This is a genomic window from uncultured Fluviicola sp. (assembly GCF_902168135.1).
Taxonomy (GTDB): Bacteria; Bacteroidota; Bacteroidia; order Flavobacteriales_D; family Crocinitomicaceae; genus Fluviicola.
The window spans coordinates 154,277-171,792 of the sequence record NZ_CABHOL010000054.1 but is presented as its reverse complement, the minus strand read 5'-3'; the positions used below and the strand labels follow the sequence as shown (position 1 = coordinate 171,792).

Below are 17,516 nucleotides of genomic sequence, written 5' to 3'. Positions count from 1 at the left end.
TTTATTTAGGTGATTTGTAACGGGTGTCTTTTAATTGAAAACCGGCCATTTTAGGAGATAATAAATATTCTCCGTCAGCCTTTTTTTCCAGTATATTTTCCAGGGAAATCAGGCTAGCTGTTTCCTTCAATTTCTTCATAGGTTCAAAAATGATTGTCAAATAAGGTGACTCCAGGCTTTCATCTTCCATCGATTCAGAGAAATAATTACCAGGGGGATAGAACATATTAAACTTGAACAATTCCGTTGATTCTTTATGGATATAGAATTCCAAAATTCCAATGGTTTTATTTTCCGGCTCCGCACGAAGTATATAGTATGTTGGAAAAATGGTTTTGGACAACTTGTAATCCTTTAGTACATCCAACGGAATTTGGTTCAACTGTGAAATGTGCTGCAAAGATGAATCCACATTAGAGATAATCACCATACGCTCCGTTGAATCTACCAATACGTTCAATTTCCCCGTCTGGAAATTGATCATACCAGGATTGACCATTTTATAGTCCAATCCTTTTCCGCGTATAATCTGTCCGTTAGCAGATTCTACAACCACCGGTGAGTTAATGTCCTTAAAAACTTCCTTCTTGAACTTAATGGACATCATTTCGGCATTCATCTTTTTACCTAAGAGCACCATTTCGTTATTGAACGATTTCGCATCCAATTCCTTTTTCTCCTGGCCAGCTGAAAAAAGTGAGGTGCATAAACAAATAAGCAATGTGATCCTCTTCATATTAGTACCCGTCTTTAACAGATGTATTCTCTTTATTTTCCTGGATGGTCATGACTCCTCGTTCAGTTTCCTTCTTCACGCGGACCAGTCTCCCTTCATCATCGTATTCGTAGATTTTGGCATAATTTCGTTCGTCCAATTCAGCGATCAAACGCATGGTAACAGGATCATAAACATAACTAACCATGGAAGATTCGTATGGAATTACCCGAATATCGTCAAAGTAGCATTCGTTACTGGTCAAAGAAGATAATTCAATAGCAAACTCACCTGTGCTGTTAGCTGTAACCGTTTCTTCCATACGCTGCCAACCGTCAATGATCTGTCCTGAAACCGGGATTGTTACCGGCGGAGCTGCACCGATAATTACTTTCATAACACATTTATCGTAAGAAGTTTTTGCTTCCCCACCTTGTTCTTTTACCCATCCGGTTACTACATACTTCCCGTTCATAGGTTGAAATTTTGGAATACAATTTTCACATTCAACGTTCAATTTTCCTACGCTGCATCCGAGAGAATAACCTCTCAGATCAAAAGCGACTCTACCTGTACAGGATTGGGAAGTAATTTCCAGCAAATAATGTTTATTCGCTGTTAATGCTGCTGTCATAGCAATCAATGCTGCAGAAGGTCCTCCAACAGAAACCGGCGCGACCACATTGTTTTCCACTAATGAAGCGTAGTCGTCATTCGCATTAAAAGGTCCGTACAACTTATAGGAAATTGTCACAGGAGTTCCTGTACCTGCATTTGCATAGCCCCGAAAACTAATCGTTGAGGCTGCATAATTGTTTTCGGGTTTAAACAGGAAGTACTGTTTGGTATAACCGTTATTACAAATGAAACCGTTAGACGAACTATACAATTTAGTTGAAGGATCAGAACACATTACCCATGCACGATTGGGTGAAAAATTCTGCAAAGTATCCTGCCCGAAAGAGGCAAAGACACTAGAGATAATGAAAATGAGAACAAGATATTTCATAAGTGAAACTGTTTTTACAATTGGGTAATGTTTTCTGTGGTAACTCCACCATCTGAAACTTTGTACTTTTTAGCTGCTTTACAACCTTTGGAATCTGTTACTATAATGATCAGGCTATTGACAGATGAACCTGTATTTATCGAAGTAGTAATTTGAGTACCGGATGTCATATCTGCACTTGCGGTTCCGACTACTTCATAATCCAAAGTATATGGAGCTGTTCCTCCACTAATATTAACGGTAGAACAATTTGACTCCCCGGAGCAGTTAAGTGACAAATTACACGTCTGTGTTGTCGTACAAGTAGAAAGGACATTCTCAAACCTCACAGGATTTCCCTGTAATACTTTGATACTTGTTTTACCTGTATGTGACTGAGTTGTAGAAAGTGATCCGGAAGGAATAGATCCCAAAGCAGAATTCCCGATTTTTGCCTTTGAAAAGAATCCCTGATCCATGCAGTTTGTATAACTTAAATCTTCAAAACCACCGCTTGCAATTTGTATCCCCTTCGCATTAGCAGCAACTGCGGAAGTAAGGGTATTGTTATAACTATACAAGGTAGCTGAATACCTTCCCAAAGCATCTCTTGTTTCCAAAGCCATTCCGTTTGGAGAAAATTCCGTAACTTCAGAAACGAAGGTCCAATTTTGGTTATTCTTTTCCCACACACCATTGCCAAGTTTGTAGAATGGAGCATACGCTGTAAAGACTCCATCCTTGCGAATGTTGGTATTACCATCATAATTTGCCTGCGTACGACCAGTCAGGTATGTATACGAACGGATAGGTCTCCAATTTCCTTTCGTTCCAACCGCGTTCGGGTTAATAGGTCCTTTGAAACAATCACAATACGTTCTCCAATCTTGTCCGAATTCAACTGCTCCGGCATTCAACACATTCGTAAATTGATTGGTAGCAATACCCGCTATCGGATTAGAAAGTGCCGTCATGCTAGCCATTGAAGTGGTTTGTTTGTTTTTATAACCTGAACGAATAACCTTAATGGTCACATTGTTTCCACTAAAGACAGATCCGTCTTTTTTCATTATTTTAATTCCGCTTGCGTTGACATCTACTACCCATCCTTTTACAGGCGTAGCTGAACCTATTGCGACTGACACTTCATCACCCTCAGTAAAATAATTGTACTGGGAAGGAATTGCAGCAAAACCATTGTTGGTAACAGTCGGAGCCTTGTATGAGTACATGATATTTTTGGACGCCTGACCAAACGCCGGGTACTTCCAATATGCCGGGTAATTCAGGGAATATACCTTGTCGTTGAAATTGGTGGTCGTTTGAGTAACCAGTACTTCTCCGGTATTTTTATCAAATGCCAGGTTGTTTGTTTCTACGATGCTTCCATCCTGGTTGGCAACTACTTTTTCCAATACCGCAAAACGATTGATCGTTTTATTCATGGTGGCACTTCGGAAGCGGTTTGTTGTCTGGTCATATCCCGGATAAACGGGTGGCACCAAAATCGGTATGATCCCAATAATAAAACTGTTTGTATTGATGTGGATTTTCGGAACACGTGATTTGGTCTCACTTTCCCGGAAATCACCCACCAGGTCATAACGAACACCAATAGTTGCTGTGGAATTCACTCCTTTTTCATCGATCACTGAAATTTCATTTTTCAATCGCTTGTTGGGAACTCCGTCCAGATTCAGGTCCTGACACTTGTAATAGTATTCTACCGTAGATAAAGGGCTGGTCTGATCTTCTCCATAAACACTTTCCTTTTTTGTTTTTCCGTGCATGTTGTTCAACTCAATGGAGAATCCCTGGTTTGCAGTTAAATACTGATATTTTGGTCCGATAGGAAGTAAACTATGATCTGTCAACATGTCGACATCTGTTCGCTTTACGATGGTCGGGAAATCCTTTGCAGTGTAAAACTCTTTCACCACTTTACCGGTTGCCGTGCGTTTTACTCCTTCATGTGGTAAGTCTTTAATCACGACTCTTGAATAACCTACAGAAGGTGAAGGGAATTGAGACTCCATGATCGGATCATCAATGTACATTTTATCGTCCATCGCCAAACGTCTCTTATTATTCACCATGTAAGCAGTATGCCACGGGTTTTCATCACCTCCAAGCTGTGGCTCATAGGATGCTACTCCGGAAGATGTTCCATCTTCTAAAACGTACTCATAAACCTGTCCGTAAGTGCTTGAAGTTCCTCCCTCCATATCCGACCAATTATCTTTGATCTCGATTTTAGCAACCCGGCTTCCTCCACCATATTTGTGACCGCTCGCACAGTCCAGACGAACCCAGGATTTATTGATAACAATTCGTCGCCCCTTGCCCTGGTCGTAAATTGCTTTATTAGGTCCTGTAACTAATTCTTTGAAACTTGTAAGCATATTGATCGTAGCATTCACAAAACTGATAACGGCTTGTTCGCTTTCACCGGATTCACTACTAGGCTCAAAATTGTTATTGATTGTTCTGGAAAGCTGCGTACGTCCAAATAAAATGGCTTGTGCAATCATAGGGCTGTAAGGTGAATTTGGTGGATCATTATCAGAATCTTTCAACTTCTCACCTCTCAGTTTGATACGCCCATATGCTCTGCCGTCAGCACCAATAACAGGATTTGTTGGATCGGGAAGATTTTGTATAATTCCATAACCCGAAACAAATTCGGTCTTCTTCTTAAAATCATCACCTGTAGGGTTCAATTCGGATAAAACCCGAAAATACAATTGCTGGCCAGCTTTGCAGTGATTTGTAATCCGGTCAGTGGGACTATCCAATTCTACCAATATCTCAGGATTGTTATCCAATGATTGGAAACTAGGAGCATTAGTAACCGACAATCCGGGAGTATTCCCAGGTCCCAGGTAAATTCCGGCAATTTTAAACATCTGGGCAGCTTTCTTGTGCTGGACGTAAGCATAATCATCCGCCTCGTAGGTAACCTCGATCTGCCCACCGGAAGGTAAATGTATCTTTCTTAAAGACCACGCACCTGCATTTGCGTCTGCCGTTGTTTTATTCTGATCCGTATAGGGATAATCCGAATTATTAAGTGGTGTTGTAATGTCCGTTTCTGTTCCCGTAACCGGTTTTTTGTATGTTCCCCAGCGATCAGAGCCTTTCAAATGGTAGTCCGGATTCTCTGTTGAACCGGATCCGTAATCAAATTCATAATCCCTGTATTTCATTTTTTGGGAGTTCTGATAAGAGAATTTGATTTTCTTCAGCGTCAATTTTCCACCCTCGTTAGTTGGAGCAGATGGATCAGTACTCGACGATAAATCATTACCAGGATAATTCTTACACAAGCTGTAATCATACTCAAATTCAACCTTTTGAACTGGAGTGGCCTGTGTTAAATCACTAAAGTGCGCATCGTACTCAGATTTAGTATACAAAGTAATACTTTTAAGAAACCTGGTACTTTGACCATCAGCAGTATTTAATCCACCGTTTCTGCCGGCAGCACTTCGACCATCCTTACGTGGTGCTGTCTGAAAAACAGCGACATAGTTTTTGGTTCTTACAATGTTTAAATACTTCAAATCTTTCTTCCCATGCACAAAACTTGCCTTATCATCTGATTTGTCAGAACGCATTCCTTCGTTGTGATAAGCCGTTCCAGCTTGTATCGGGGTACGCCATTCGTGACTGGTAACCGTTTCATAATCGAATGCAACATAGGATCCCAAGTCGTCTTTACTGGGTCCGGGAGTTCCATCGGAATCCACATAATCATCACTCAAGACCGCAGAAAGCATATAAGAATGTGCATAGGCCGGCATTTTTGTACTGCTGTAATAATGATCAATTCCCCTATCATTTCCGGGAGAAGCATCTCCGGAAGACTCGGATGCTGTTGATATTCCTGTAATGACACCGCTCTGATTTTCTGCATAGTTAATTCCCCCGGATCCGTACAGCCCCGCACCACAGGCAAATGTTACATCTTCCTGGAAGTGGTTGTATACCGGCATTGCAAAAACATACCTTCTTCCATCCTGCCCAAGCTGGGTAATTTCACCGATGTGATGTGCCGGCGCCCCTGAAAATAAGTTCCCGGAAACAAACGGGATGACCCCCAGATTAGCCTGAACTTCGCCTCTGCTTAGGAAATACAGTTGATTGTTTGCATAATCCCGCAATGATTTCTTGTTTTTCGAAATGGTTTTTATGGATCCACCCTGGTTCAAACTGTTATTGATACGCGGAGACATGGCACTTCCTGCAAGGACCAAACGTTCCGGGTTCGGACCATAAAACTGGGTATTCATCATATCATCCTGTGTTACCGAGCTCTCACTTGCTTCGATAAAAGAAAAACTAGGAACGATATTTCCTGCTCCGCCACTTCTGAATCTCAAACTACTGTATGCCGAATTATTATCAGACCATGGACCATTGGTGGTATTGGTAATCGGAATGTCTATATCCACACCGATATCCGTCAGGTTCCCAAACCCTAATTCCACTCCCACATTGGCACCTATATCATAAGCAGAACTAAACGGATCGTATACATAACCAACGTCGTTACGGATCGGACGGAAGCTACCTCCTGTACCCTGAGCCATCACATTGAATAGATCGTAGGTTTGAAAAGCAGAAGGAAGGTTTACGCTGTATTTTGAAAATGACTGATCATTATCGCGGTTAAAATCCAATTGATTACCCGAAGAACTTAAACCATTTTGAGAGAATAAATACCCGTAAGAAGGCTGATTAATCGTTTGATTAGCCGCAGGAATCCAGGAGCGTGACAATGAAACACCAATATTCCCTTGTCCGTCAACACCAAATACTGATCCCGAAACATTCATTCTAAAAGAAGCCGAGGCACCAAATTTGCTGTGCTGGGGAGTCGGCAGGTATTGAGCAACCCCAAAGTCGAAAGCACCACCCGTACTTGCTGTTGAACCCCCATCACCAATTTCCTTTCCAAACTGATTTCTTTCTCGCCAAGTGCTAGTCGCTCCTCCAGCAGTCCAAGTTTTGGTTTTATAGTAAAGTTTTGACACACTAAATCCAAAGCTTATTTGCTGCAAACCTGCACGAGAGTTAAAAGCCGTTCCAATTGTTCCTGTGCGTTTCGTATCCTGTGCTTCACTTACTTTTTCCTTGTAGCTCAAACTCACATTCGGTGAAAATGAAGCTCCGTTTTCACTACTTCCGGATAACGAAAATCCGGCAGTTAGGTTTCCTCCCAGGAATTTTCCAAAATCGAAAGAAGGGCCGATACTTACATTAGAGCTGTATCCTGAGTAATTATTGAATCCCATCCCCACACTCAGGTTCAGGCCGCCTCCGCCGCCTTCCGGAATACTGAATCCAACAATCTCTAACCCCAATCCAGCATCGATATTGATATTGAAATTGGGTTTCGTATTGAGTTTTTTTGTTACCTGGTCTCCATTGAAATCATCCGGTAATCCGCGAAGGGCACGGGTAATTGCTCCGGCATTCAGGTTCCACCCCAAACCAACCCAGGAAGCATCCTGATCCATAGTTACCCCCGAATTGTAGGCAATATTGATCGGATATCCTTCGATATCCATCAAGGGAATATTGTAAGTGAAGTCTCCGGTAAAGGGATCAACCATATCCGAAACTCCAACCGGGGTAAAAGCTGCTGCTTCCGGCTGTGTAGGCCCGCCTGCATAACTGAAAGTCGGTTGTAAAGTAGACCAGGTAAATATAGCCAGTAAAAACCAGGCTCTATTTCTGATTCCCTGAGATTGAGTAGTTCTATTCATAATTTTTAAGATTCAGGGTTGGTACGTTTTTAATTAAGAATTCAGATTCTATGAAAAGGAAGGGACTTTTAGTCAAACGATTCATTTTTCTATAGTAAAATTAAAGGTATACTGTCTTTTAGGTTTCAGGGCCCAATTTACTTTGTAGGTTCCCTTTTCCAAATCCAACTCTTTTAGATTTATTACGAAAAAGCGTTTTGTCCCTTTGTATTCACTCATCTCATCCGTTTTCATCTCTCCGTTTAATAATTCATTGAGGTGAACAGTTCTAACAATTGCTCCTGCTTTGGTTATATTCACTTTTAAGTTCAGTGATCCTGTTTCGTCCGTTACCAAACCAATCTTGTTGTCGATAATTGAAAGCATCTGACCTTCGTTCTTAAAGGCAACCGGGTAAAAGACAGGAGATGGTTCTTTCGGTTTCAAAATCGTGAACTGGTAGGGCTCCGATTGGTCCACTACCAGGTTATTGAAAAGAATGGATACCTGCCAAACGTAGGTATGCCCCTGTTCAAGCAGTGTAGTTGTGGAAGAATACGAATACATGGTGTTTTGATAGTCTTCCAGTACTAAAATCGGGATATTGGCACTGATTGCTTCTCCTTTCAACTGGTTTTCTTCCAATTCACAAAGCACATAACGCTGCGAATAACGCGGATCTGTTTGAAGCGCAGTTATATTGGTCTGCCAGATAAAATTGGGCTCTGTTTCAATGATGGTATCATAATCCATCGGATTGGACAAGATGACCGGAAAAGCGCTTTGAGCGCTTATGTTATTAAAAGCAAAAAGCATCAATAACATCAAATAGCTGGTTAACTTCACTTTTTTCAATTTAGCAGTTCAATACTTCATTAAAAACCGTGCTTTCAGTGCATAATAGTTCACATAACAATTAATCCAAATATGGATATTCAATTGAAATTCTGTAAAACGCACTTTTAAATTTGATTGAAGATTTGGGTGGAAATTCAATGAAATTTGCAAAAGTCGGCTCAGTAACTACGAGTCAAATATAAATCAAAAAAAAGAAATACACATTCAAATGTGGATAGTTTTTTTAAACTATTTTAACAACTAAATTTTCAGTTTTTTATATCCCTTTGAATTCACTGAATTGAAAGGTTTTGTTTCAAAATAGTTTCTTATTATAACTTTACCAGCCTCTTCGAGTGCCAAACTCCGTTTGATTGACAGCGGATAATATACGTTCCCTTCTCCCAGGAAGCTGTTTCGATAGAAGAAATCTGGGAAGATGAAGTAAACACACTTTTACCGGTCAAATCAAAAACCTCCAGAGACTCAAACGGCACCGAACTTTCGATTTGAATGGATTCTGTAAAAGGATTCGGGTACACAGCAATATCCGGATTATTTTCCAAATCTTCTACACTTAAAATGCTGTAGATAGTTGGGGCTGTGTTTGCGGGGAAATCATTGTCGTTCCCTAATTTCACGATAAACATGGAACTTCCTCCGGTACTGAAACCAGGATCGGAATGATATCCGACCAATACTGCATAACCGTCATCGGTTTGAATAATTTCATTCATTTGGTCTTGTCCCAGGGCATTGTAGCCTGATCCGTAGCCGGCCCAGAAAAATGCCGCGTAATAGCAATTGATCACAAAATCTTCTCCGCCTGCATAGGAATACTGCGGATCATTGCCCTGTGTGACAACAAAATACCTGTCGCCGGGAGGTGCTGTATAATTTACGAATCCGGTGTAACGGCTCGGATGCTGCATGTAGAAATCATCCTGTGAAACAAAATTCCCATCCTGTGTAAAGAATATGTGGTAATTGTCGGAATCTGTTTTGCCCACCTTTGTAGCTTCACCTACGCATTTAACCTCGTTGGAGACCCATTGAACGTCGTTCAGAATATATTCCCCGTTACTTCCCGTCAAAGTATCCCATATCAATGTACCATTGATGTGATAATACCCGGTATAAGCTTTCGATTTAAGTGAATCCGCCAGGTATCCCGTTCCTACAGCGGCAAAAGTGGTATCTGTTATCATCACGGCTTTATTGAAATAATCCACTCCGACCCCGCCCTGCTGGTGATTCCAAATTTCATCCCCGTTCTTGTCAATTCGAACGAAGTATTGATCCGGGGTTTGCTCCGGATTGGCATCTGTTTCCCCCAGCATTACGATACTCGTATCCGGCAATAAGATGGCATCTCGGAAACGTTCCCAGCCTCCGTTATCGTACCATTTTTCCCATTGCTGATTGCCTGCAAGGTCTGTAAACACCACATAACCGTCAAAACCATTCGTACCGTTACTGGAAGATGTTCCAACGATGTAATACCCGTAATTCGGAACGAAAAGGACTCTTCTTCCCTCTTCAAACTCCGTTCCTCCATATTGCTTCGACCAAACATGAAAACCGTACTTATCCAGTTTCATTAAAAAAGCCTGCGAAGGTGCATCCTCAAAACTGGAAGAAGAACCTGTAACAATGTAACTGCTGTCGGGCAGCTCGGCAATACCTTCAGCTTTATCGTACCCGCTTCCGCTAAAAACATGGTAAAATGCTATCTGTGCTCTCGATCCGAAAGTGAAAACAAGCAAACATGAGGCGATAATATATCTTAGAATAACCATGACAAACGAATTACTGCTGATTGACCAAATCCTTTTTTAGACACCAAACCATAGATGTCGTCCGTACCTAACTGAATACCTACTTTATCCCCGTGATACCCCAGCATCAGACCTCCGCGAACTGTTGAAGAACCTCCGAAGGCAATATTTGCGGATGCTGAAACACGCGGTACAAAGCGATAGAATAATCCTGCAAACCCTGTCGGTACAATACCAATTGTAGGGTAAAAACGGATCCCAAAGAAGCTTTGCAATTTTTTAGCTGATGATACATCTACCAATTTCATGACCTGGATGTAAGCAGGCACCATCACCCAGCGTTTCACTGATTTCTTTTCTACATTCAGGGAATCCAGCAGGGAGAAATCATCTCCGAACAAATTTCCGTTGTTCTTGATCTGGTCGAAGGTGAACCCGCTGTACCGGTAAGTTGAGTCCGGTAAATAACTGGTTTGCGGTTCGAACATATATGCCGCTCCCAGGTTCTGTACTGTAAACTGGAAAGTGGCCGAATCTTTCAACCAGGGAACTTTCAGGTAGAAATCAAAATCAACTGCAAACCCAATCCCTTTGCTAAATTGTTTCCCGGATGAATACCTCACATCCCCGTTCAAATGAAGACTAATCGAATCCATGTTCGGGTCCTGAGAGAATTCTCCTTTCCGGATATATCCGCCGAATTGATTTTGAACATTGATCGCGTTCAAAGTCAAAGAGCTTCCTGTTTTCTTGTGATAGAACCCAAAACCTGCTTTCTGGAACTGCATCCCCGAAATACGCGTTCCGGTTAGGGTTGCGGTGTCTGCCCCCAGGTAACTATTCCCATAGAAGGTCATTTTGAAAGCATCTTTGGTATAATTGATATTTCCAATAGCGTAATAACCTGCTTTTACCAGCCAGGAATATTTTCCGGATTTAAATAAGTCCGAAGCTCCGGAAACATAAGTGATTTCTCCCGATCCGAAAACCCCAAAACGGTTATTCCCCCTGGTCGACTTCATAGTCCGGTCTTTCATTTCCGAATCGATATAACCACCGAAAGCAAGTGTATTTACGAATTCTTTCCGCATGGAAGTTCCTGTAAGGTCTAAATTTCCGTTGATCAAGAGTCGGTTTTTTGTTAAAAGGCTATCTCTGAAAACCGGGAAAGTTGATTGACCGAACAAGGAATTACCTGTTAAAAGAAAAGTCGTCAGTCCAAAAAGTAGTTTCTTCATTACAGGTGGTTTTCAACGGTTAGATTCGCTCCCAATTTAAACTTGAAGAATGCATTTGCCGGAATCGGCACTTGTACATTTGCTCCGTTAGCATCGTAGGTATTCAGTTTCAATTTGATCATGCAGTGTTTAACAGCTCCGATGTTGTCACAAACGGATTCCGAAACCGGGAAAAAGACTTCACTTTTCTTTTGCATGATTCCGTTGATCACCGAACCAAAAACACTGGATTGAATGTTGCTTGTTCCCGAAACAACTGCGATTGTCTGGTAATTTGCATCCAGCAGGTAAAGCTGTAAACTTCCTTCAAACGGGAAAGCATTCATCGCGTTAACCCAAATCTGGCCCGATTTCACATTTGTTTTAGCGGGATCATTCATCAAACTAAGATCAAATGTATCCTGGAAGATCAGGTCTGAAAGACCTACATTCAACGGGAACATTCCGTTCAGTTTCACACGAAGCGGATGCGAATCATAAATTTCATCCCACCCCCCGGAGACATTTCCCCAGGGATTCATCTGCAATTGAAAGCTCAATTCGTTTTTTGAACCATGATTTTCTATAAACTGTTCAAAATTGCTGTTGCCGGGGGTAAAATTCAACGTTGTGTAGCTGGGAGCAATTGAGTTCTCACTGGAACCTGTTGCCGCATTGATTGTATTCCATGTACCGATATTCGGGTGGTTTAAAGAAACCGCATTACCTGAAGCATTGATGTTTTTAAGGGAGTTGATCTTGAATTTTCCGGTTACTTTTAATCCGTTTTCAATTGCCAGGTCAAAAGTCATGGCGTCCACATCCAGGATCCCGTCCGAAATGTTGTTCATTGCATCGATATTCGCATATACCGTATCAGAAACCAATTCACTTCCGAAATAACCCCGGGCATATGCCAATTGGACATCTTTCATGGAGAATTTAAACCTGATGATATCCGAAGTAGTCACATTTACCGTAGGTCCGTTTGGATCAGAAGTAACGGTCAGCAAAGACTGAAGCCTGTTATATGAAAGCCCGTCCTGACCCGTCAGGTCCAGTTCATAACCGCTCAAGTCAACCAATCCGGTAACCACCCCCGGGTTACTTTGTGTTCCGGCAGGAGCCTCAAAATGTTGAGTTAATACAACCCCGTTTTTGGTTACACCCGGTAATTTGATCGTAAAAAAAGTTTTGGTAGCTATCGGATTAAATACTTTGAGTTCAATTCCGCCGCCTTTAACACGGATTCTTTTTAGCTGCACATCACCGATATTCATCGGGTGCTCTTCTATAGTACCATTCGTAAAACTTGTTCCGGGTGCTGCCGCAAAATTCAACGCAATCGGAAAATCATTCTCAATAGTTGTATCCGGAAGTTCCACAAAATCGCTCAACTTGAATTCGAACAAAGAGGAATTGATATCCAGGACATAATTTCCTCCAACAACGGTTAAAAGCGAATCAGCTACCAAATCGGATAAGGTTAGGCTGTCGTGAACAAGCGGAACCTGCCAATCCGTATCCCAAATTGCTTTCTCGCGTTTCTTACAAGAAGCGAAAACAAGCCCGATACAAAGTACAAACAAGAGTTTTTTCATGGTACAGTAGAGATGCAAAAATAAAAGATAGGTTGGAATTAAACCCTTTCGATAACAGCGGCGTAGCCTTGTCCGACTCCGATACACATGGTAACCAATGCATACTTTCCTCCTGTTCGCTGTAATTGATTGGCTGCAGCGAGTAAAATACGCGATCCGGACATTCCAAGCGGGTGACCGAGTGCAATTGCTCCTCCATTCGGGTTAATTCTCGAATCACGGTCGTCTAAGCCCATCGTTCGTGTACATGCAAGTACCTGAGCGGCGAAAGCTTCATTCAATTCCAATACGTCCATTTGGTCAAGGGTTAAACCTGCTCTTTCCAGTGCTTTGCGTGAAGCTTCCACAGGTCCTATTCCCATGATACGAGGTTCAACGCCAGAAATAGCGGCAGAAACGATACGTGCAATTGGTTTCAATCCGTGATTTTTCAATCCCTGATCAGAAGCCAGCAATAAAGCTGCAGCACCGTCATTCAATCCGGAAGCATTACCTGCTGTTACCGAGCCATCTTTTTTAAAAGCCGGTTTCAAAGCTCCAAGCGTTTCGGTAGTTGTTCCGGGTCTCATGAACTCATCTTTATCGAAAACCAACGGATCTTGTTTTTTTCTCGGGATAGATAATCCTGTGATTTCCTGTGCCAAAATACCTGCATTTTGAGCTATCAAAGCCTTTTCCTGAGACCAGGCTGCAAATTTATCCTGATCTTCCCGTGAAATGTTGTGCAATTCTGCCAGGTTCTCAGCAGTCATTCCCATTGGATCGGTTCCATAAAGGGCATCCAATTTCGGGTTGATAAAACGCCATCCGAAGGAAGAATCGTACAATTGCTGATCCCTCCCGAAAGGAGTTGCAGATTTGGACAAGACCCAAGGCCCCCGGGTCATATGTTCTACTCCGCCAGCCACATAAATATCTCCGGCACCAACCTGGATCGCTCTTGCTGCATTTACAGCCGCCGACATACCTGATGCACACAACCTGTTTACGGTCTCTCCCCCGACTGAAATCGGGTACCCGGCCAAAAGCAATGCCATGCGGGCAACGTTACGGTTATCTTCTCCTGCCTGGTTTGCACATCCCAAAATTACATCTTCGATAGCACTTGGATCCAGCTCCGGTACTTTTTTCAACAATTCTGCTAAAACGTGTGCAGCCAAATCATCTGCTCTGACAGGAGCTAAAGTTCCTCCAAAATTTCCAATGGCTGTTCTTACACCAGCCACGATATATGCGTTGTTTGTCGTCATTAAGTTCTTAGTTTAACTTCAATTCATTTATTCCTTTACGAAATTACGGAATATTCTTTGTCATTCGGTTTCTGTTAAAAGGTTCTGTGCACTGTTGATAAGTATTGATTTCGGAGGGGAGATATTTTATTAAATTCGATACCCTAAACCAAATTACAATCTATGAAAAAACCCGTCTCCATGATGGCCGGAATGCTATTGTGCAGTTTTATCTCTTTCTCACAGATAGAAAGCATGACTCCGGCAGAAATTAGGTATCGTGATTCAATTACCAAATTGAACCAAAGCAACGCAGCTATTGCTGCAAGTCAGGAAGCTTATAACAAAGGAATTGAGCTTTTCAACCAAAAAAACTTCAAAGAAGCCATTGCTTCGTTTAGCAAGTCCATTGCTTCGGACCCGAACTTCACAGCTGCTTATTACAATAAAGGAGTTGCTGAAAACGAAGCTGAAATGTACCAGGATGCCGTTACGACATTCACGACATTGATCGGGAAACAAAAAGGGTACTCCAAGGCTTACTTCCAACGTGGTCGCGGATACCAGGGATTATCGGATTATTTGAAAGCCGAAAAGGACTATGAAGAATCCATTAAATTAGATGCAAATAATCCAAAGGCGTACTACAACTACGGAACTTTAAAATTCTTGCAACAAGATTACAATGCTGCCATCAAATACTTTTCAAAAAGTATCGAACTGGACCCAAACAGCGCTATGGCTTACAATGACCGTGGGAGCTGTTACCGCATGCAGGAAAATTACCCCAAAGCAATCGAGGACTACGAAGCTGCACTTCGCAAAAATCCGAATTTGGCATTTGTATTGAACAATATCGGTACTACCAAAAAGAAAATGAAGGACTATGCCGGAGCATTGATCGCATTTAACCGTGCAATTTCTGTAGACGTAAACTTTTTCCTGGCTTATAACAACCGCGGGGTAACTTTGATTGAGAAAGGAAGTTTGGAGGACGCAATCAAAGACTTTGAAAAAGCCTTGCAGATCAATCCGAAATATGCTCCTGCAGCTTCCAATTTGTCCGGGATCTATTTCAAAAAGAAGGATTTTAAAAAAGCAGAAGACTTGGCAACCAAAGCGATCAACATCGATCCGAACTATGCATCTGCCTACGTAAACAGAGGAATGGCCCGGGAAATGCTCCGCAAAATGGAAGAAGCTTGCAGTGATTGGAAAAAAGCAAGCGACTTAGGATCAACAGAAGGAAAAACATGTCATTCAGGAAACTGCAGCAATTAAAATCAAAACGATGAAAAAAATATTAACACTAGTCGTTATTGGTTTAGCGACAAATCTATTCGGACAAAACGTAGATTTTAAATCTGCAAACTTTAAGGACGATAAAGAAGGTTTAAAAGCAGCAACCACTGCCATTGAAAAAGGAGATGAATTTTACAAAGTGGGTATGGAAGCGGTTTTCGCAGTCCAGGATTTCGGTACGAACTTCAAAAGTGCTTTGAAAGAATACGAAAAAGCTCAGAAATACAATCCGAATAATGCTTTGCTCAATTACAAAATCGGTGTTTGTCATGCAAACTCAACCGATCCTGTAAAGTCTATTAGTTACATCAAAACAGCACAAAAACTGGATCCGAAATGTGATCCTTTCCTGAACTTCTACCTGGGATATACTTCGCAACTGGAAGGGAAATATGACGAGGCTTCCAAGTACTACACCACATTTGAAACGGAATACAAGAAGGCGGATAATTTCATGAAATTTGTAAACCAGCGTAAAAAGCAATGTGTTACAGCGAAGAAATTTGAAGCTTCTCCGGTTCGCTGCTGGGTAGATAATGTTCCGTCCTTAAATTCCGACTGCGATGAAATCGCCCCTTCTATTTCAACAGACGGGTCCGAAATGATCTTAAGTTCGAACAGGCCAAACAGCCACGACGCTAACGCACTGGGTATTTATGACTATGAGATTTATTCTTCCACACTTTTGGAAAACTGGTCTACCCCGACAAAACTTCAGGGGCCGATCAACTCAAACAACGACGATATCTCCAACTGTCTTTCTTATGATGGAACTAAAATGCTATTACACAGAGACGCAGGCGGGCAGACGGATATTTTCGAGTCCAAATTGAAAGGAAATGAGTGGTCAGACCCTAAAATCCTGAGTATTTTTATCAGTACCGACAAAAACAACGAGCGTTATGCCTGTTACAACGAAGACGGATGGAAGATCTATTTCTGCCGGGACAATGATGTACGCGAAACCGGTTCCGAAGTCATGTTCTCCGGAATGCAGAATAAAATGAAACAGGATTACATGATCGCAACCATGCTTACGGGTGTAAACTCGAAGTTTAACGACGGACCGATCTATATCCACATTGACGGAGAAAGTATGTACATCGCGTCTGAAGGACATGATGGAATGGGTGGTTATGATATTTTTCTTTCCAAAAAAGTACAGGGTCAATGGACAACCCCTGTGAATATGGGATACCCGATCAATAGTCCATACGATGACTTCTTCTTTGCTTCTACGGCGAACGGGAAATTTGCTTATATCTCATCCAACAGATCCGGTGGAAAAGGCGGTTATGACATCTACAAAGTGACTTTCTGGGGACCGGAGAAAAAACCGATCTCAGAAACCGAAGACTACTTGCTTGCGAGTATTGTAATGCCGGTAAAGGATCACACGATTGAAAAATCTGTAGAAGTAAAGAAAAAGAGTTTGACCGTATTTAAAGGGATTACCATTGATGCAATCTCCAGAAAACCGGTTGAAGCGCAGATCGAAATCACAGACAATGCAACCGGAAAAGTGATTGAAACATTTACCACCAACTCCGCGACAGGAAAGTTCATTATTACCCTGAACTCGGGTAAAAACTACGGGATTGCCGTGAAAGCACCCGGATACCTGTTTCACTCGGAGAACTTTGACATTCCGGAGGGATCAGCTGACAACCTGGTGAATAAAGTGATCGAATTGAAAAATATCGCAATCGGTTCAAAAATTGCACTTCGCAACATTTTCTTTGATGTGAATAAGGCAACACTTCGTTCGGAATCAAATGCCGAGTTGGAACGATTGGTGCAATTAATGAAGGATGTTCCGGGATTGAAGATCGAAATTTCAGGACACACGGACAATACCGGTTCTGCGACTTTGAACGAAACACTTTCCCAGCAGCGTGCAGAAGCAGTTGTTGCTTATTTGTCCCAAAAAGGTATTTCTGCAAGCAGAATGACTGCTAAGGGATACGGTTCTTCCCAGCCTATCGCATCAAATAACAGCGAGGACGGAAAACAGCAAAACCGTAGAACGGAATTTGAGATTAAAGGGAATTAATTGGAAAACTAAATCCATTTAATACCATTCAAATTATTGACTATGT

10 protein-coding genes are annotated in these 17,516 nt (G+C 41.9%); 2 read left to right on the top strand and 8 right to left on the bottom strand.

The genetic code is table 11. The annotated features are described in order from the left end of the window. Window position 1: 1 nt before the first annotated feature. From QZT69_RS18515 to QZT69_RS18480, 8 genes are all read right to left on the bottom strand, one after another. A complete protein-coding gene (locus tag QZT69_RS18515; RefSeq protein WP_294680220.1) occupies window positions 2–736 on the bottom strand; it encodes a hypothetical protein in 735 nt (244 codons plus the stop codon). Window position 737: 1 nt separating this feature from the next. After that, a complete protein-coding gene (locus QZT69_RS18510) occupies window positions 738–1,724 on the bottom strand; it encodes a hypothetical protein (protein ID WP_294680214.1) in 987 nt (328 codons plus the stop codon). A gap of 14 nt (window positions 1,725–1,738) precedes the next feature. Next, complete coding sequence (locus tag QZT69_RS18505) at window positions 1,739–7,474, bottom strand: hypothetical protein (RefSeq protein WP_294680212.1); 5,736 nt, start codon at window positions 7,472–7,474, stop codon at window positions 1,739–1,741. 81 nt (window positions 7,475–7,555) lie between these two features. After that, window positions 7,556–8,299, bottom strand: coding sequence for a hypothetical protein (locus tag QZT69_RS18500; protein WP_294680205.1), 744 nt, complete (start codon window positions 8,297–8,299; stop codon window positions 7,556–7,558). A 323-nt stretch (window positions 8,300–8,622) separates the two neighbouring features. Next, window positions 8,623–10,089 (bottom strand): T9SS type A sorting domain-containing protein, encoded by a 1,467-nt coding sequence (locus QZT69_RS18495; protein ID WP_294680198.1) that lies wholly within the window; start codon window positions 10,087–10,089, stop codon window positions 8,623–8,625. Further along, a complete protein-coding gene (locus QZT69_RS18490) occupies window positions 10,077–11,306 on the bottom strand; it encodes a DUF5723 family protein (protein ID WP_294680180.1) in 1,230 nt (409 codons plus the stop codon). The genes QZT69_RS18495 and QZT69_RS18490 overlap by 13 nt, the downstream gene beginning before the upstream one ends. Next, a complete protein-coding gene (locus QZT69_RS18485) occupies window positions 11,306–12,886 on the bottom strand; it encodes a hypothetical protein (RefSeq protein ID WP_294680173.1) in 1,581 nt (526 codons plus the stop codon). Before QZT69_RS18485 ends, QZT69_RS18490 begins: the two co-directional genes overlap by 1 nt. A 38-nt stretch (window positions 12,887–12,924) precedes the next feature. Continuing rightward, entirely contained in the window at window positions 12,925–14,136 is a 1,212-nt protein-coding gene (locus QZT69_RS18480; RefSeq protein ID WP_294680169.1) for an acetyl-CoA C-acyltransferase, read from the bottom strand. A gap of 162 nt (window positions 14,137–14,298) precedes the next feature. Here QZT69_RS18480 and QZT69_RS18475 point away from each other — a divergent pair, with 162 nt between their 5' ends. Next, window positions 14,299–15,396, top strand: coding sequence for a tetratricopeptide repeat protein (locus QZT69_RS18475; RefSeq protein WP_294680167.1), 1,098 nt, complete (start codon window positions 14,299–14,301; stop codon window positions 15,394–15,396). Between the two features lie 10 nt (window positions 15,397–15,406). Then, window positions 15,407–17,470 (top strand): OmpA family protein, encoded by a 2,064-nt coding sequence (locus QZT69_RS18470; RefSeq protein WP_294680163.1) that lies wholly within the window; start codon window positions 15,407–15,409, stop codon window positions 17,468–17,470. The last annotated feature ends 46 nt before the right edge of the window (window positions 17,471–17,516 follow it).